The organism is Pseudoalteromonas sp. BSi20311 (genome assembly GCF_000239875.1).
Taxonomy (GTDB): domain Bacteria; phylum Pseudomonadota; class Gammaproteobacteria; order Enterobacterales; family Alteromonadaceae; genus Pseudoalteromonas.
Map to the genome: position 1 here is coordinate 17,178 of NZ_BADU01000057.1, position 17,403 is coordinate 34,580.

17 protein-coding genes are annotated in these 17,403 nt (G+C 39.6%); 6 read left to right on the forward strand and 11 right to left on the reverse strand.

Annotated elements, in window-relative coordinates; translation table 11 throughout:
- Positions 1-16: 16 nt before the first annotated feature.
- From P20311_RS05315 to P20311_RS05330, 4 genes are all read right to left on the reverse strand, one after another.
- A complete protein-coding gene (locus tag P20311_RS05315) occupies positions 17-1,261 on the reverse strand; it encodes a lipoprotein-releasing ABC transporter permease subunit (RefSeq protein WP_008110491.1) in 1,245 nt (414 codons plus the stop codon).
- Positions 1,251-1,949: a lipoprotein-releasing ABC transporter ATP-binding protein LolD gene (gene lolD, locus P20311_RS05320; RefSeq protein ID WP_008110493.1), complete on the reverse strand. Its 699-nt coding sequence runs from the start codon at positions 1,947-1,949 to the stop codon at positions 1,251-1,253. Before lolD ends, P20311_RS05315 begins: the two co-directional genes overlap by 11 nt.
- Positions 1,942-3,159, reverse strand: coding sequence for a lipoprotein-releasing ABC transporter permease subunit (locus tag P20311_RS05325; protein ID WP_008110495.1), 1,218 nt, complete (start codon positions 3,157-3,159; stop codon positions 1,942-1,944). The genes lolD and P20311_RS05325 overlap by 8 nt, the downstream gene beginning before the upstream one ends.
- A gap of 136 nt (positions 3,160-3,295) precedes the next feature.
- Positions 3,296-4,168: a LysR family transcriptional regulator gene (locus tag P20311_RS05330; RefSeq protein ID WP_029609976.1), complete on the reverse strand. Its 873-nt coding sequence runs from the start codon at positions 4,166-4,168 to the stop codon at positions 3,296-3,298.
- 130 nt (positions 4,169-4,298) lie between these two features.
- Here P20311_RS05330 and P20311_RS05335 point away from each other — a divergent pair, with 130 nt between their 5' ends.
- Together P20311_RS05335 and fghA are read left to right on the forward strand one after the other, a co-directional pair.
- A complete protein-coding gene (locus P20311_RS05335; RefSeq protein WP_008110499.1) occupies positions 4,299-5,420 on the forward strand; it encodes an S-(hydroxymethyl)glutathione dehydrogenase/class III alcohol dehydrogenase in 1,122 nt (373 codons plus the stop codon).
- A 66-nt stretch (positions 5,421-5,486) separates the two neighbouring features.
- Positions 5,487-6,329 carry an S-formylglutathione hydrolase gene (gene fghA / locus P20311_RS05340; RefSeq protein WP_008110501.1) on the forward strand — a complete coding sequence of 281 codons (843 nt, stop codon included), beginning with the start codon at positions 5,487-5,489 and terminating at the stop codon, positions 6,327-6,329.
- Here the strand turns inward: fghA and P20311_RS05345 are convergent.
- Entirely contained in the window at positions 6,283-6,615 is a 333-nt protein-coding gene (locus P20311_RS05345; protein WP_008110502.1) for a hypothetical protein, read from the reverse strand. The genes fghA and P20311_RS05345 overlap by 47 nt on opposite strands.
- Positions 6,616-6,886: 271 nt before the next feature.
- Here P20311_RS05345 and P20311_RS05350 point away from each other — a divergent pair, with 271 nt between their 5' ends.
- Both P20311_RS05350 and P20311_RS05355 read left to right on the forward strand, forming a co-directional pair.
- Complete coding sequence (locus tag P20311_RS05350; RefSeq protein WP_008110504.1) at positions 6,887-7,303, forward strand: MgtC/SapB family protein; 417 nt, start codon at positions 6,887-6,889, stop codon at positions 7,301-7,303.
- Between the two features lie 127 nt (positions 7,304-7,430).
- Positions 7,431-8,615, forward strand: coding sequence for a DUF1624 domain-containing protein (locus P20311_RS05355; protein ID WP_036984886.1), 1,185 nt, complete (start codon positions 7,431-7,433; stop codon positions 8,613-8,615).
- 68 nt (positions 8,616-8,683) lie between these two features.
- Here P20311_RS05355 and P20311_RS05360 read toward each other — a convergent pair whose 3' ends face one another.
- Positions 8,684-10,591, reverse strand: a complete 1,908-nt coding sequence (locus P20311_RS05360) for a beta-ketoacyl synthase (protein ID WP_008110509.1) — start codon at positions 10,589-10,591, stop codon at positions 8,684-8,686.
- A 129-nt stretch (positions 10,592-10,720) separates the two neighbouring features.
- On the opposite strand from P20311_RS05360, the gene P20311_RS05365 reads away from it, so the two are divergent.
- Positions 10,721-11,731: a GlxA family transcriptional regulator gene (locus P20311_RS05365; protein WP_008110511.1), complete on the forward strand. Its 1,011-nt coding sequence runs from the start codon at positions 10,721-10,723 to the stop codon at positions 11,729-11,731.
- Here the strand turns inward: P20311_RS05365 and P20311_RS05370 are convergent.
- The gene (locus P20311_RS05370; protein WP_008110514.1) at positions 11,720-12,070 is read right to left on the reverse strand and encodes a GGDEF domain-containing protein; all 351 of its coding nucleotides are present in this window, start codon (positions 12,068-12,070) and stop codon (positions 11,720-11,722) included. The genes P20311_RS05365 and P20311_RS05370 overlap by 12 nt on opposite strands.
- Before the next feature lie 38 nt (positions 12,071-12,108).
- Complete coding sequence (locus tag P20311_RS05375; protein ID WP_008110515.1) at positions 12,109-12,765, reverse strand: GGDEF domain-containing protein; 657 nt, start codon at positions 12,763-12,765, stop codon at positions 12,109-12,111.
- A 232-nt stretch (positions 12,766-12,997) separates the two neighbouring features.
- Between P20311_RS05375 and P20311_RS05380 the strand changes: the two genes are divergently transcribed.
- Positions 12,998-14,227: an EAL domain-containing protein gene (locus tag P20311_RS05380; RefSeq protein WP_008110517.1), complete on the forward strand. Its 1,230-nt coding sequence runs from the start codon at positions 12,998-13,000 to the stop codon at positions 14,225-14,227.
- Positions 14,228-14,239: 12 nt separating this feature from the next.
- On the opposite strand, the gene P20311_RS05385 is transcribed toward P20311_RS05380, so the two are convergent.
- The 3 genes from P20311_RS05385 to P20311_RS05395 are packed head-to-tail and all read right to left on the reverse strand — an operon-like array spanning position 14,240 to position 17,308.
- A complete protein-coding gene (locus P20311_RS05385; protein ID WP_008110519.1) occupies positions 14,240-14,752 on the reverse strand; it encodes an MgtC/SapB family protein in 513 nt (170 codons plus the stop codon).
- 16 nt (positions 14,753-14,768) lie between these two features.
- Entirely contained in the window at positions 14,769-15,914 is a 1,146-nt protein-coding gene (locus P20311_RS05390) for a GNAT family N-acetyltransferase/peptidase C39 family protein (RefSeq protein WP_008110521.1), read from the reverse strand.
- Entirely contained in the window at positions 15,914-17,308 is a 1,395-nt protein-coding gene (locus P20311_RS05395) for a RimK family protein (protein ID WP_008110523.1), read from the reverse strand. Before P20311_RS05395 ends, P20311_RS05390 begins: the two co-directional genes overlap by 1 nt.
- Positions 17,309-17,403 lie beyond the last annotated feature (95 nt).

The following is a 17,403-nucleotide window of genomic DNA, read 5'->3' on the forward strand; positions in this document are numbered from 1 at the left end:
CTATTAAATACTGTGTTTAATTACCCAATACTTTTGCCGGATCAACACGTGTTGCTTGCCATGCTGGATACAGCGTCGCCAATATTGCAAGCACAAAGGTGGCAATAACAGTTAACACTATATCTTGCCAAACTAATTTACTCGGTAAGAATTCGATAAAATACACACCTTCTAGCGGATTTTCACCCAGCAATAAACTCAGCCAAGTAAAGAGCTCACTAATATTGATTGCTAGAATGACTCCAATAATAGAGCCTAAAACAACGCCAACAAACGCTTGGGTTAAGCCTTGCATTACAAAAGTAGCCAAAATAGTACTGTCTTTGGCACCCATGGTTTTTAAAATGGCAATATTGCCTTCTTTTTCGCGCACTTCCATCACTAATGACGAAACAATGTTAAAACTAGCGACTGCAATAATTAAAAACACCACAATATAAACAATCGTGCGCACCATTTGAATATCTTGATACAAGCTACCTTGCGTTCTAAGCCAACTCGAAATATACACGTAATCGGTAATGGTTTGGCCAACACGAAGCGCTATTTGATGCGCCGAAAACACATCATCAACACGCAAGCGTAATCCTGTTACTTGGCTTTGATCGTAGCCTAAGGTTTGTTGTGCTTTGTTAAGATGAATAAAAGCAGCGCTGCTGTCGATTGGTCCACCCATTTCTATAATGCCCGCAAGCGTGAGGGTAACGCGTTTTGGGGCAAGTAATGACTGGCCTTTTTCACTAATTTGTGGGATTAACAAGGTCACATTATCACCTAATGCGATGTTAAGTTGCTTAACAATTTGCTTGCCTAAAATAACATCATCACCAGCTAACTGGCTGACTAATTTACCTTGTGTAAATTGATTGATGGCTGACACATCACCTTCCAACGAAGGCTCAACACCTCGAATCTCAACCGCTTTTAATTGGCTTTTAAATTGCGCCATACCATTAACGGCAATAAATGGGGCTGCGCCTGTTACGTGTGGTTGCTGTTTTAACTTTTCGACTTTAGTGGGCCAATCGGCAATTGGCCTACTTGGGGCAACATATTCAACTTGCGGCACTACACTTAATAAACGATGCACTAATTGCTGCTCAAACCCATTAATCACCGATAACGCCACAATTAACACGGCAACACCAAGTAAAATACCGATAGTGGATGCTTTGGCTATAAAACTTACAAAGGCATTTTTTTCATCTTTATGGCCTGAATAGGCTCTAAAGCGTTTACTAATAAAGGCACTAAGCAACATGGCTAGACTCTTTTATTGATAGTTTTCCATCATCTAAGTACGCTATTTTACCCAGCTTATCAGCCAGCTCTAAATCATGAGTCACTACCACAAAGCTGGTGTTTAAACTTTTATTTAACTCATTAATTAAATCGTAAATTTTAATCGCATTTTGCTTATCTAAATTACCCGTTGGCTCATCAGCAAGCACCAGCGCAGGCTCTGTCACTAAAGCGCGAGCAATGGCAACACGCTGACGCTCACCACCAGAAAGAGCCGAAGGCTTGTGGCTACTTCTGTGTGCAAGGCCTACTTTATCTAGCATGTTAAGTGCTTTTTTATTGGCTTCTTTTGCGCTCAATCCTTTAATGAGTAATGGCATGGCAACGTTTTCAACCGCACTAAATTCCATTAATAAGTGGTGAAACTGATAAATAAACCCTAAATTTTTATTTCTGAAAGCCGCTTGCTGCGAGCGAGATAACTTAGCAACGTCTTGGTTTTTTATTTTTGCACTACCCGCACTGGCCGTGTCTAAGGTGCCTAAAATATGTAACAAGGTGCTTTTACCTGAACCTGAGCTGCCTACAATTGCCAGCATTTCACCTTGCGTTAGGGCTAAATCAACGCCTTTTAATACCTCAACCTGATTTTGCCCGTCTTGGTACACTTTACTTATTTTTTCACAACTAATTACTAAATCATTCATAACGTAATACCTCTGCTGGGTTTACTTTAGCGGCTTGGCGTGCTGGATATAAAGTCGCTAAAAAGCTCATTGCTAAGCTTAAAACGGCAATAACACTTAAACTAACCACATCAAATTTGACGGGGAGTGAAATTCCCGATAGTAAATTTAAACCAACCAAAGCCAGCAGTTCATTTATATATAAGCTTAATAAAATACCTAAAGAGGCGCCCACGGCCGTGCCAATTACTCCGTTATAGAGCCCTTGTACCATAAATACGGTTTGCACTTGGCTTGGTGTGAGCCCTAATGTTTGCAAGATTGCTACTTCGCTTTGTTTTTCACTGACCATCATGGTCAGTGCCGATACAATATTAAATACCGCCACCAGCACAATTAAGCCAAGGAGCATAGACATAATACGTTTTTCCATCGCAACGGCGGCAAATAAAGTGCCTTGACTGCTCCGCCAGTCGGTGAGTTTAAAGTCATTGAGTATGTGTTGGCTGTCTTGCATAAACTGGTCAAGTGCAAACGGCTCATGCAGTGACACGCTTAAATTAGGTACCGTATTGTTGCTAAGTTTTAAAACCCGTTGGAGTGATACGCCACTGGTAAATGCTAGTCCCATGTCTATTTCAGAGCCAGTTTCATAAATAGCAGCAATTTTAAATAAACGTTGGCTTGGCATGCGCCCAAGTGGGGTGTACGTAGATGCGTTAGGCATAATTACTCGTAACTTATCGCCTAAGCCAACGCCAAGTTTGCGGCTTAAATAACGACTTATTGCAATGTTATAATTATTGTTTAGTACGCTTTGCCAATTGCCGTGGACTATTTTGTCGGTGATTTTATACAGCGAGCCGTTATTGTCGTAAAGCCCTTGTAATAACACCCCGTGAAGATCTTTATTGGTTTGCAATATGGCTTCACCGTGGCGGTACAAACTAACATGATCAACATACGGTGATTGCTCAAGCGCAGGTTTTAACGAATTCATTTGCGCTTTGGAGTGATCTTTGGCTTGTACTTCAACGTGTGGAATAAGCCCCAACATATTTGATTTTAAACTACTCTCAAAGCCGTTCATTACACTACTGACCGTAAAAAGCGCCATTAAACCAATCGCTATACCTGCAATAGAAAAAAACGAAATGAACGAAATAAACGCATTGCCTTTAGAGGAGCGGCTATATCTGAGTCCGATAAATAGGCTAACAGGTTGAAACATATTAATTAAAACATTAATGCCAAAAGTGTGGCGTTATAGTAGCACGAACTCAGCGCAATTGAATATCACCATAAATGTACGAAATAATTTATAAATCTGATACTTGGCTATATTTTAAACAAGCCAGTAAACCCTGCTAAACTTTCAGCCCTGTTACTAAGTAATCAAGTAATACCCGCACATTAGTAGCCACAAATTGCCGTGGCGGATATAGACCCCACACGCCCTCTTGTTGTGGTTGGTATGCAGTTAATATAGGTACTAACTGACCGGATTTGATTTCATTTTCAATATAGTAATCAGGCAACTGAACAATACCTAAACCCTTTATAGCGCCGTCAACGAGTGCCCAGCCGCTATTACAATGCAATCGCCCTGCTACCTTAATATGTTTATCACGATTATTTTCATTTACTCGCCAATAACTACTATTGCCAATTAAACATTGATGATTATTAAGCTCCCCCAAAGTGTGAGGCTCACCAAAACGCGCTAAATATGCAGGTGAAGCACACATAATAAATCGTCGCGAGCTCAAGCGCCGCGCTTTTAAGCTTGAATCTTTTAAATGGCCTAGTCGAATGGCTAAATCAAAGCCCCCCTCTAATAAGTTTTCTTGCTCGTTAGAGAGCGTTGCGATTACTTCTACCTCAGGGTGATCATGCATAAATGAATGCACAATGGGCATAATAAAACTTTCACCATACATAACCGGTGCTGTTAATTTAATTTTACCTTTAGGTGAGGTTTGTACCGATGCTAAGCCTTGAGTGGCCTCGTCCATTGCGTGCTGTAAATGTTTAACTTGGTGTAAAAACTGCTCGCCCTCTTTGGTTAACACAACCTTTCGAGTGGTACGTGTTAATAATTGCGTATTTAACCGTTGTTCTAGCTTTGTAACATGGCGGCTAATATGAGCAACCGATAAACCTAACGTCTGTGCAGCTTGGGTAAAACTCCCCTCTTCGCCAACAGCAATAAACTCATCAATACCTTCCCAACGCATAATTATTACCATACTGTAAAAGTGTTTTATTAAATTGAAGATTATCATTATCTGAGAAACAAATACAATAACCTAATCACCCAAACAGTATGGGTCTACAATTCATATTCAAACCACTACAAAGGATATACACATGTCTGAATTTATAAAATCAAAAGCAGCGATTGCCTGGGGCCCTAATCAGCCTTTAAGCGTTGAAGAAGTTGATGTGATGATGCCTAAAAAAGGCGAAGTAATGGTAAAAATCACTGCCACTGGTGTATGCCATACAGACGCTTTTACTTTATCAGGTGAAGATCCTGAAGGTATTTTCCCCGCTATTTTAGGTCATGAAGGCGCGGGTGTGGTTTATGCTGTGGGCGAAGGCGTTACGAGTGTAGAAGTTGGCGATCACGTTATTCCTTTATACACCGCAGAATGTGGTGAATGTAAAATGTGTACTTCAGGTAAAACAAACTTGTGTTCAGCAGTGCGCGAAACGCAAGGTAAAGGCTTAATGCCAGATGGCACCACTCGCTTTTTCAAAGATGGCGAGCCTATTTATCACTATATGGGTACATCTACATTTTCTGAATACACAGTATTGCCAGAAATCTCATTGGCTAAAGTAAACAAAGAAGCGTCGTTAGAAGAAATTTGTTTATTAGGCTGTGGTGTTACTACCGGTATGGGCGCTGTAACCAATACGGCTAAAGTAAAAGCGGGCGATACGGTAGCTATTTTTGGTTTAGGCGGTATTGGTTTATCTGCCATTATTGGCGCTAAAATGGCTGGTGCAAGCCGTATTATTGGTATTGATATTAATACCTCTAAATTTGACTTGGCGACCAAACTAGGTGCTACCGACTTAATTAATCCAAAAGACTTTGACAAGCCAATTCAAGAAGTCATTGTTGAAATGACCGATGGCGGTGTTGATTACTCATTTGAATGTATTGGTAATGTTGATGTAATGCGCTCTGCGCTTGAGTGTTGTCATAAGGGTTGGGGAGAGTCTGTGATTATTGGTGTAGCTGGTGCTGGCCAAGAAATTTCAACTCGTCCGTTCCAACTTGTTACTGGCCGTGTATGGCGTGGTAGCGCATTTGGTGGTGTTAAAGGCCGCTCACAACTTCCTGAAATTGTAGAGCGTTACATGGCGGGTGAATTTGCGCTAAACGACTTTATCACTCATACCATGAGCCTAGAAGAAATTAACGATGCCTTTGATTTAATGCATGAAGGTAAAAGTATTCGTACTGTAATTCATTACTAATACGCTCATTTCACTTAATTACCATCACAAGCCGTTGCTATTAAGTAACGGCTTTTAAGGATTGTTATGTTAGAAAATATTTCAACAGCTAAAGTGGCTGGCGGATGGCATAAGCAATACAGCCATAGCGCCTCAAGCACTCGTTGTACTATGCGTTTTGCAGTTTTTTTACCGCCAGGCGCCAGTGAAACCAATAAGGTGCCGGTACTGTACTGGTTATCAGGTTTAACCTGTACCGATGAAAACTTTATGCAAAAAGCAGGCGCATTTAAAAAAGCAGCGGAGCTGGGTATCGCTATTGTAGCGCCAGATACGAGCCCACGTGGTGAAAACGTGCCAAACGAAGACAGCTATGATTTTGCACAAGGTGCTGGGTTTTACCTTAATGCCACAAAAGCGCCCTACAACACCCATTTTAATATGTATGATTACGTTGTTAATGAGTTACCGGCACTAATTGAGCAACACTTTCCTGTTACAGATAAAAAAGCAATTAGTGGTCATTCAATGGGCGGGCACGGCGCATTGATGATTGCACTTAAAAACCCACAATCGTACACCAGCGCTTCGGCATTTAGTCCTATTGTTAATCCTATGGCGTGTCCGTGGGGTGTAAAAGCATTTACAGGCTACTTAGGTGACGACAAAACAACGTGGGCACACTACGATACTTGCGAATTAATGCAACAGGCCGAGCAAGCTAACTATTTACCTATGCTGGTAAGCCAAGGTGATGCTGATAACTTTTTAGAAGAGCAGCTTAAGCCGCAAAATTTGGTCGATATCGCTAATACAAAAGCGTATCCGCTGCAGCTCGAAATGCACGCTGGCTACGATCATAGTTACTTTTTTATTAGTAGCTTTATAGACCAACACTTATTATTTCATCATCAGTTTTTATCGGCTTAGATTCATTACTGTGTAGAGTAGATTTATCTACTTCTACACATTCTTTTAAGACCTTAGTAACCTGCCTACATTTTTTAATCACACCGTCATCTCCTTTTATAAATTCAAATATGGCTTTATCAGTTTCGTAATCAAGTTTGCTAAAACTTAAACCATCTTTATCCTTTACAAAACTATTAGTGCTATTGATGTTTGAATTGGATCTCGCCGTTTCATCCAAAAATATACCCATTACTGTGCAACCACTTAATATATTTAAAAAGATAATAATTAATAAAATACGCATGTAAACTCTCGTTGCAAATAAGCCAAATTATATACGACTTAAAAAAGGAGTGTTGTAAAAATATGTAAGCCCCACAATTTTACATAATAGAGTTTGCTTGTGTGGTACGCAGCTGAAATTCATTGCTGGGTAAAAACGCACTTTATTGTGTAAATATTGCTAACGCCACTCATCCCCCTCGATAAAACAAAGGTAACATATTGATTTTATTTAAATTAATACCTTGATTCAATTTTTGCTACTTATTTAAAATTTATCCGTGGAAATAGCAATGGAAATTGATTTACAGTGGAGAGACATTATTGATAACTTGATTCATCTTGGCATGGCGTATTTACTTGCCCTGCCAATGGCATATGATAGAGAGCATAGCCATAATGGTGCAGGTCTAAGAACGTTTCCTTTAGTTGCCGTCGCATCCTGTGGTTATGCACTGATTGCTATGTCAGTTTTGGAGGGGGCAGAGGCGCAATCTAAAATGTTACAAGGTATTATTACAGGTATTGGTTTTATTGGTGGTGGCGCTATTTTAAAAAATAACCAGTCTACATCTGAAACAGCAACAGCTGCGAGTATTTGGAATATGGGTTTAATTGGTATCGCTATTGCGTACAGCCGCTATGAAATAGCTATTTTGTTGGCAGTAATAAACTTCATAACGCTTAGGTATGTTAAAAAATTTAAATAATGAAAATTATAATTAATTGCTTAGCGCTGATGCGATCACCCTGTTAAATTCAATCTTCAAACTCGCCTTTTGATATAATATAACATATAATCAAGTTCATTTTTTTCATTCTTATTAATTGTATTTTATGCCATTATCTTTGTCGCAAAGTCGCTTGCATCATATTGATCTATTACGCGGCATTATCATCATATTTATGGTGATAGATCACGGCATGTATTATTGTCTAAATTATTCAGTAACTGATCCCATGACCATACCCGGAACAGATGCGCTTACTTTTTTCACACGCTTTATATCGCATTTTTGTGCGCCATTATTTGTATTTTTAGCAGGCCTCTCTGCCACTATTACAGAGCATAAATACGCGTGTACTCGTCAGTTTGCTAACGCTTTAATAGTTCGAGGCTTAGTGCTTATTTTATTTGAGTTTACAATTGTGTCATGGTCATGGAGTTTTAACCCTCTTTTCCCGATGTTATATGCTCAAGTAGTTTGGGCGATTGGCTGGGGCTTTGTGGTGCTTGGCTTGCTTCGCTTAATAGGTATATACCCTGTATTTATAGCTGGGTTAATACTGATATTTGGTCATAACTTATTAGATGGTATTACCTTTGAAAGTAACACCATCGCGCATACACTGTGGTCTATCGTTCATCAAAAAAATGTATTAGCACTGCCGTTTGGTTTTTCTATTAGAACGACCTACCCCGTTGCGCCTATTGTTGGACTCATGTGTTTGGCTTATTATGCAGGTGTATATTATAAATCTCAGCATTATAGTAAAAAAGTGATGAATTACGCGTTTATTTTGGGTATGAGCTGCCTAGCACTTTATTCAATACTACGCGGCTTTAATTTATACGGTGATATGTCACAGTTTTCTACACATACAGATCCACTGCTGACTATTATGTCGTTTTTAAATCCGACTAAATATCCGTTGTCGTTACAATTTATGTTACTTACTGTAGGGCTTGGTTTAATTGCGCTAAAACTATTGAGCCACTTAAAGGCTAGTTTTTCGCAAAATTTTCTGCAAGTCCTAGGTAAAACCAGCATGTTTTCTTACCTCACTCACTTGTATTTGCTGCATGCTATCAGTTGGCTTTTAATACCTGCTCTTGGATTTAACTTTAGTGATATGACCTATGGTGAAACCCTTGTTGGCTTACCATCAGGGTATGGTATGAGTTATATTGCAACCATGGCGATGATAGCTGTAGTGGTTGTGCTTACCGCCTTACTCGCTAAGCGCTACTTAAACTGGAAATATCGCAATAAAAACAGCCTGATTGCTAAATATATTTAGTTATTACGCTGTTGTTTTTAGTCATTAAAAAAGGCGCTAAAAAGCGCCTTGCTAACAAGTATGTGTGCTTAGAACATATCTTGATAGGAATTTGTTGTATTGAATATAATTGCTTTTTCAAAGCCTGGCAGCTGAATGCTGTGCTCATCAATAACAATGTCATTTTCATCAATCAGCCCATCACCAAAACGATAAACTAACGCGTATTGACCTAAATCTGCTTGTTGTTGATAGTGCTGTTGTGCTTCTTTTACCGTTGCATGTTTGCTGGTATAGAGCCCCATCATTTCATCGCCATGACGCTTAGTAAGCATCTGCATCGTTACTTTTGCTGAAAGCACTGTGGCTGTTGCATTATTACCACCAAACCCTTTAGAATTTATAAATGCAATATCCATATCACCACAATCATAGTGACTGTTACGAATATCTAAATGATCTGCATAAACATCATCAGCCACTTTATCTATAGTGGTAATACCCGGCATAATATTATGACTAAATACACCTAAGGCAATGGCAAGCTGATCGCCACTGGCAGGTGCTATAGTATGGCCAACATACGCTTTAGGGGCGGTTACTTTCCAATTATCTATTGCAAATGTTTGCGCTACTTTATGATAAATTAACGACTCAGTTACGCGGTTTTGTGGTGTGCTTGAACCATGGGCTAAAATAAAGCTACGTTGCTGTAATGCCTCTTTACCTAGTAAGCTACTGGCAAGTGCAGCCGATTTTGCCATGGTAATGTAGTTACCAGGCCCAGGTGAAGTAATTGATTTTTTTACTCCATCGGCGTTAACAAATACATCAGGCACACAGCCCATAATGTCTGCACCTAGTTCAAGTGCCAGCGCATCATCCATTAATATAGCCACTTGTGCGCCTTCACCTAAAGTAAAGCCACAGTTTTCGCCAAATGGGCGGCTGCTTCTACGATAATCAGGTTCATCGTCATTACTTAAATCATCTAAGCGGCGCAAACCTTCAATATTAGCCAGCGCACTCATATTGCCAAAGCCTTCAACCACTTCAGGGGTAATCGCACATTCTACACTTGCCACAATTGCAACACGTGTGCGCCCCGCTTGTATATCATTTACTGCTGCGCGCAAGTTATATAAAAAAGTAGCACACGCACCCGATGTAGAAAAAGTAGTCCCTACATTGCCCGTAACATAGGCATTGATAAAATCAGTCGACATTGTATTTAAACCCAGTGCTAGCTGCTTAGTGCTGACACGATCACCCTGCTGGCGCGCTTTGACTAACCCACCTAAGCCTTTATCGTCCATTTGGCCAATAACCGATGCTGAATAGGTACCAATTTTATCAGGCTCAACACTATTCATAATGTATTGCCAATCAAGTCCGGTTGATTTTATTGCATCGGTGGCAGCAAAAATAGTGGCTTGTAAACCACGAGGTTGGTAGCGGCTATTGTACATAATTGACGGATCAAACCCTGTGGGTAGTTGCCCAGCAGATTTAATTGGGTTATCACGAGTAGAATCATGTTTAATATCAAATTGAGCAGCAATAGTTACTTTCACTTTTTTATTTACAAGTTCTTCTACGTGCCAACTTTCAGGAACTGGCGAAGGTAAATCACGACGGCGTGTTTCAAACACAATCGCGTTTTCATCCGATGCGGTTAACGTCATTTTTTGCTGCCATGGCGTGGCATCTACATCAAAATGTTGTTTTTCAATTTTACGAATTAATGTACCTGCAATAATTTGCTCACCAAAACGTGCTTCTATGTCGCTTTGCTCAACATTATTGCCTTGCATGTCTTGTAGTTGTCCATTCACAGCACTCACTAAATTCATTAATGTGGCAAGGCCTAAAAATGTTTCTTGGCGAGCTTGAGACTCTAAGCTATCTAACACGATACGACGATAACCTTGGTGAAAAGAAGTACGGCCAGCGGCATTAATGCCTCCCATGCCGACAATGACGGGTAATGCGGTCATAATTTACCTTTAAAAAAAACGTGTTATAAGAATATGAAGTTAGTTTAAATGGATTACGCACACATCTTTGTGCTTTAATAGCCAAATATTAAGTACAAAAGGCCAAAAACAACTGGTCGGAGCATTTAAATGAGCAATAACCCAACAAATCCACCATTAAATATAGCCATTGCTGTTTACTCGCACCTACTGGTAACTAGTTTAACCCTGCCAATTGAAATGCTCCGAGCAGGTGAAGCGTTCGCCAAAGGGCACACTAGTAAGCAACACTTTAGAGCGCTGAATATTCATTTAATTGCTAAAAATATGGCTCCTATTGCAACCAGAACAGGTTTAGCCATCGTGCCTGATTGCAGCAGTGATAACGCCCCCTATTGCGATTTAATCATTGTTCCGGGTATTTGGCGTAATCCACGCCCGGTTGTTAAAACGAATCAACCAATAGTTAATTGGCTCAATGAGAGTTTTACGATGGGAAGCCATATTATTGGTGTTGGTACCGGCAATTGTTTGCTCGCAGAAGCCGGTTTACTTGATGGTCACCCTGCAACCACTCACTGGCATTATGCCAAGCAATTTTCTCAAGATTATCCAAACGTTAGCTTAAAACCTGATTTTTTTATTACCCAATCAGAGCGCATGTATACGGTAGCCAGTTTAAATGCCTTAGCTGACGTTATTGTTCATATTATTAGCCAATACTATGGTAAAGAAGCGGCGCAGCATGTTGAGCGGAACTTTTCACATGAAATACGTAAACCCTACGAAGATCAACGCTATTTAGAAGGCGCCGTTAACCGACATGCTGATGAACTTATTGCACAAATACAATTTTGGTTAAAAACTAATTTATCTAGTGAGTTAGATTTACAAGAAGTCGCGGCACAATTTAGCTTAAGCTACCGCACGTTTACACGCAGGTTTCGACTTGCTACAAATCAAAGCCCTATAGAGTATTGGCAGCAGCTACGTGTTGAAGGTGCAAAAGAATTACTGGCCTCATCAAACTTATCAATTCAGGAAGTCGCGTTAGAAGTTGGCTATAACGATCAAGGACACTTGACCCGTGTGTTTAAAAAGGTATTGAGCCAAACCCCGAGCGAATACAGAAAAGTAGTCAGACGAAAGTTATTTGGTTAATGTTTCTTTGCCCTTGTTTGATATTTTATTCAGGCCGTTGACAACGCAGTTTCGACCGTTGTTTTTAGCTAAATATAAATAATTATCGGCTAATCTTAAAATTTCACTCAGGTGAGTATGCTCATGTGCATCAATACCGACCAAGCCAATACTGATAGTGATGTTTAACGTGCTCTGCATATAAGTAAATTGATGATTTTGTATGTCAGTTCTTAGCTTATCCATTGTGATTATAGCGACCTCTATGTCGTCATTTACCACCAATGTAAATTCTTCACCGCCAAAACGATAAACATGTTCATCGCCTAAATGTTTTTTAAATAACTGCGTTAATTGCACCTACACTGCATCACCGGCATCGTGCCCATATTTATCGTTTACTTTTTAAAAAAATCCAGATCAGCCAAGGCAAAACAATAGGGGTTAGAAAAGTCGATATGGTTATGAAAATGGCTTTTAAAAGCACGCCGGTTATAAGCCTGCGTTAAGCTGTCGCGTAATGCTAAATTAATAATTTCCTCTTGATTAGAGGCTCTCATCGATTCAAAAACATGTGAAACACCCCACACAATAATATACGTCAGCGAAAGATTAATGATGAGCTTAAAATTTATTTCAACTAACCGTTTGTCGATCACATAAAACAGCAGTAACAACGTAATCAAAAAGCTAAAGCTGCTTATAAAGCCATGCTTTTTTCCAAACAATAAGCAAACCAATACAGGAAGAGTACACACCCAATGCGATATGCCAGTCTCTAAGTTAATTGCGGTGATAGCAAGCAACACAACTGCAAAGTAAGTATAAATAACAGCATAGCGATGCCATAATTTAGAGCGATTTGTTCTCGTTTGGTGATACGTATAAATACAAAAAAAAGCTAATGCAAGTTCAATAAAGCCCAAAACATAATTTTTACTCATAAACACATTAACGTAAGCGACAACTAAAGCAACTAATGTAATTATTAAGCTTATATTTTTGAATACGGTTAATCTGACTGATTCTGTTTTATCAAATGAATGCTGATGCATTAATATCCCTTTAAATTATTACCTCCCATAAACTTCAAGCATATCAGCCTAGGATTAAAAAATAGATAATAACTACAACTTATATGTAAGCCTACTTACTATAACAGCTAATATTAGCCTAAATTTAAATATGCGTGAACAAAGATTGATAGGCCTTGATTAGATCTTTTTATATATATAAATTATAGTATTACTCATTAGGTGTAGTGGTATTAACATAGGGAGATAGCCGATGGATGAATTAACCAATTTGCTTGTCGAACAACACAACAATGCATCCATTAAGGCTAAACTAGCTAACTTACTCACTTTGGTTCGTAAACATTTAGATATGGATGTTGCTTTTATATCTGAATTTATTAACGATGAGCGTGTTTTTAAAGTGGTCGATAACCCCTCTGAAAACCAAATTGTTAAAGTGGGTAATGCCGATCCGATTAATGAAACGTATTGCCAACAAATCACCGACAACAAGCTTAGCCCTATTATTACTAATACCAAAGCAAACCCAATAACCAAAGCGATGCCGGTTACAAAAAAATTAGGTATAGGGGCATATATAGGTGTACCTATCAACCTGTCGAACGGGAAATTATATGGTACGTTTTGTTGTTATAAATCACACCATGATGAGAGCTTAAATGAGCGCGATTTATCTTTTTTAAATATTATTTCAGAAATAGCGACCGGATTAATTGAAAAGAGTTTAGATAAAAGCGTATCGTACAACCACACAAAATCAACTATTGAGCAAATTATTAGCGATAATGATATTAGTATCTATTTTCAGCCTATTTATAGTCAACTAAATAATAAAGTTGTAGGTTTTGAATCACTTGCTCGGTTTTTTACCACTCCTTATAAAACCCCTGATATATGGTTTAAAGAAGCAAGTAAGGTTGGCTTAAATGAAGCATTAGAAATGCTCGCTATTAAAAATGCAGTCGCAGACATGGCACAGTTAAATGATACAACTTACATTGCCATTAATTGCTCGCCTTCGCACATTCTTAGCGGTGCACTTGAAAATACATTACAAAACATTGACTGCACTAGGCTAGTATTAGAAATTACTGAGCATTCGCCAATCTCAAACTACGAAAAAATGCGAGCAGCACTTAGGCCTCTCAGAAACAAAGGTCTGCGCTTGGCCATTGACGATGTAGGCGCTGGCTTTTCCTCTTTTCAGCACATACTAGAGCTTGAGGCCGATATTATAAAATTAGACATTAGCCTGACTCAAAATATAAACACAGACGATCGTAAATTTTTACTGGCAAAAGCACTGTGTGGATTTGCAAAAGCAATCGACTGCACCATTGTTGCCGAAGGGATCGAAACCGCAGAAGAACTCAACTCGTTAAGAATACTCAATGTAGACAGTGTACAAGGTTATTTTATTGGCCGCCCCGCACCAATTGAAGATGCGCTTAGCTTCCAAAACAAAGCACTACCCGCATAAAAACGCCACTATTTAGTGGCGTTCGCTATCTATACTGTCTTTTCGATAATAACGTTTGTGATAACTTTTTACTTTAGCATGCACACCTTTGCTGAGGCTTTTAAACTTAGCTTCGAGCACATCAACACCATATAAAATACCAACCACCAATATAGAAAGCTTAATTGCAGCACCTAAGTTTTCGGTTGCTATCATCACCCCAATAGACGCGAGCACCCAAATAGTGGCAGCGGAGGTAACCCCTACTACTGCACCGTCTTTTGCTAGCATAACGCCTGCGCCTAAAAAGCCAATACCCGTGATTATTTGCCCCACTACACGAGAATGATCAATCACATCTCCTTGTAAGTTAAACGCCGTTGATAAAAACAAATATGTACCTAAGGTTATTAACGCTGATGTGCGAATACCTACAGGTTTGCCACGCAATTGCCGTTCTATACCAATAATAGCACCACAAAAAGCCGCCGTACCAATAGCTGCCCACGAGTATGGGGCTACATCGATAAAATCTAAAAATGTCACTTAAAATCCTAATCTATTATTTTTTACCAATAGCAACTGCCGTTCTAAGCCTTTGACTACCAAAAGCCGACATTTTACTAAAATCGCTGCGTGCAATTGGCACATATTGACAGTCAATCGCTAATTGATTGTCGTTACCTGGTTCGCAAAACGGGTCATGTACGTACACACAGTGCGCATCTAAATGAGTAACACATACCCAATGCGGTGATTTTTTTCCATCAAACCGATAAGTGCTTATTAACAGTAACACACTAAAACCTTGGTTTAACCACGTTTCTATATCGGTTAGTTCAACATCTTTATAGGTAACAGGAATATTAGCCGAGGCTATGCCTTCAACAAATTGCTGATGTACTGTCGCCAGCACCATTTTTTTATTATCACTGCGTACCCCATCTAAAAATAATGGCTCTGAGGTATTAACAATGACCTCACTTTTAAATCCCCGTTTATTTGCAGCCAATGCCAAGCCAAACGGATGACAACCGCCATGTCCCGAGGTCATAAAAATGGTGGTGCCTTCACGCCATAAGGCTAATTCATGTGACTGACTCAGCTCTGTGCTGTTATCAAGCGAGCCCATTGCCATTAATAACGCAGCAGGTCCACAGGTAAACTCGGTGGTTTGCTGATACCATGGCGTTAAACGCTCAACTTGCAATTCGCTGGTTTGGCGAATGTTTTTTTGCATGCGCAAGGCATCACTGTGATCATCGTAATAATCACTATATTGACCAAAAACACGATACCCTACACTTTTATAAAGCCCTATGGCACTGTCGTTATTTACCGCCACTTCTAAACGCAAATAAATACGCCCACGCTCACTAGTGACTTTTTCAAGCGCTTTAAGCAGCGTTTTAGCGATTCCTTTGCCCTGCATCGTCGGTAATACGGCTAACGAATACAAACGCGCTAACCGCGTGCCTTTATGGCACCACACCAAACCGTAACCACATAATTGCGCATTGTGCTCGGCAACTAATAAAATCCCATGTTTAGCACTAAGCCAACGCTTTAAACTTCGCGCACTAAGCTTATCGTTACTAAAGCAGGCATTTTCAAGCGCCACTAAGGCGTTTAAATCACTCGCGCTTGCAGGGCGAATACTAATACCCGCTCCTGCAAAAATCGTTATATCAGACAATGCGTTAAGCATTAGCCGCGACCTCGTGCTTCAAGGCGCTGTTTAAACTCATCCATAATGATCATGTATAACTCATCACCTAAGTAACCATCTTCTACTTTGTGATCAATACTTGGGTTATCGTTTACTTCCAACACATACGCACGGCCTTGATGCTCTTTTACATCCACACCGTATAAACCCTTACCCACGGTTTTACATGCTTTTAAAGCAGCATCCAGTACAGCTTTAGGTAATTCAAACGTAGGTAATGTTTCAAAGCCACCAGAGAAAAAGCGTTTTGCGTCATGGTTATATATTTGCCAATGGTTACGCGCCATTAAATAACGACACGCATAAATAGCACGACCATTAAGTACCCCTACACGCCAATCGTATTCTGTGTACATGTACTCTTGCGCCAGAACTAACGCACTTAAAGCAAATAATTCACTAAGCTTAGCTTCTAATTCATCACGATTAGCAACTTTATACACGCCTTTTGAAAACGACCCTTCTGGCATTTTTAATACCAGCGGATAAGTAAACGACGCTTCTAGTTGCTCAATTGTGTCTTTTGATTGTTCTGCCACCACCACGGTTTTTAAGCTCGGTACTTTCTGATAATTAAATGCATCATGTAAGTACACTTTATTACAGCATCGTAAAATAGACTCCGCATCGTCAATCACCACTAAACCTAAGCTTTGCGCTTTACTTGCAAGACGGTAGGTTGGGTGATCAATCGCTGTTGTTTGGCGAATAAACAACGCATCAAATTGGGCAATATTGTCTATTTCCTCAAAGCTGAGTGCTTTTGCGTTAATACCATGTTTCGCTGCTGCTTTTATAAAACGGGCTATTGCATCTTTATCACTTGGCGGTACTTTTTCGTTATGATCAACCAATATCGCCATATCCCAACGGAAACGGCGCTCTACTTTACCAATTCGCCACTGTGTTTGGGTAAACTCATTTAGTTTTTCAACAAAATCAGTGTGTTGCTGCTCGCTCAAGGACGCTAATGATCCTTGTTGTAATAGGCCTTGCTCATCTACAAATAAAATAGGCGCTGGATATTGTTTAAATACCGATTTAGCGGCTTTAGCTTGTTGTTCATTTCCCGCGTGACCAAAATAAACAGCACCATCAATATGGCCAATATTTTGTAATGACGCTTGATTGCTTCGAAGCGCGTTAATTGTTTTTACACTCGGTAATACTTGATGCTTGCGTGCCTCAGCAAGTAACGAACAGTAATAGCCTTTACTTAAATACTGGCTAGCATCACATAGATTTATTATGCGGGTTTTTGGTTCGTTGCGTTTGGGGTAATCTCGTAAATAGGTGTCAAATGTAATGACATTTTCAAATGAAAGAGCAAGCGTTTGCTCATTGTTATCAACCACAATTAAGGTTTTAAACACGACTTTTCCTAGTTAAGTCAAAATATACAAAGCAGCCTTGCTAATCACTTAGCTCAGCGAATAAAACAGCAAATAGAAACACCTATCGCACTAAG

Excerpts from the sequence above, each read along its gene's own strand:
- P20311_RS05315 (WP_008110491.1), bottom strand. The coding sequence starts at position 1,261 with ATGTTGCTTAGTGCCTTTATTAGTAAACGCTTTAGAGCCTATTCAGGC.
- lolD (WP_008110493.1), bottom strand. The coding sequence starts at position 1,949 with ATGAATGATTTAGTAATTAGTTGTGAAAAAATAAGTAAAGTGTACCAA.
- P20311_RS05325 (WP_008110495.1), bottom strand. The coding sequence starts at position 3,159 with ATGTTTCAACCTGTTAGCCTATTTATCGGACTCAGATATAGCCGCTCC.
- P20311_RS05335 (WP_008110499.1), top strand. The coding sequence starts at position 4,299 with ATGTCTGAATTTATAAAATCAAAAGCAGCGATTGCCTGGGGCCCTAAT.
- fghA (WP_008110501.1), top strand. The coding sequence starts at position 5,487 with ATGTTAGAAAATATTTCAACAGCTAAAGTGGCTGGCGGATGGCATAAG.
- P20311_RS05345 (WP_008110502.1), bottom strand. The coding sequence starts at position 6,615 with ATGCGTATTTTATTAATTATTATCTTTTTAAATATATTAAGTGGTTGC.
- P20311_RS05350 (WP_008110504.1), top strand. The coding sequence starts at position 6,887 with ATGGAAATTGATTTACAGTGGAGAGACATTATTGATAACTTGATTCAT.
- P20311_RS05355 (WP_036984886.1), top strand. The coding sequence starts at position 7,431 with ATGCCATTATCTTTGTCGCAAAGTCGCTTGCATCATATTGATCTATTA.
- P20311_RS05360 (WP_008110509.1), bottom strand. The coding sequence starts at position 10,591 with ATGACCGCATTACCCGTCATTGTCGGCATGGGAGGCATTAATGCCGCT.
- P20311_RS05365 (WP_008110511.1), top strand. The coding sequence starts at position 10,721 with ATGAGCAATAACCCAACAAATCCACCATTAAATATAGCCATTGCTGTT.
- P20311_RS05375 (WP_008110515.1), bottom strand. The coding sequence starts at position 12,765 with ATGCATCAGCATTCATTTGATAAAACAGAATCAGTCAGATTAACCGTA.
- P20311_RS05380 (WP_008110517.1), top strand. The coding sequence starts at position 12,998 with ATGGATGAATTAACCAATTTGCTTGTCGAACAACACAACAATGCATCC.
- P20311_RS05390 (WP_008110521.1), bottom strand. The coding sequence starts at position 15,914 with ATGCTTAACGCATTGTCTGATATAACGATTTTTGCAGGAGCGGGTATT.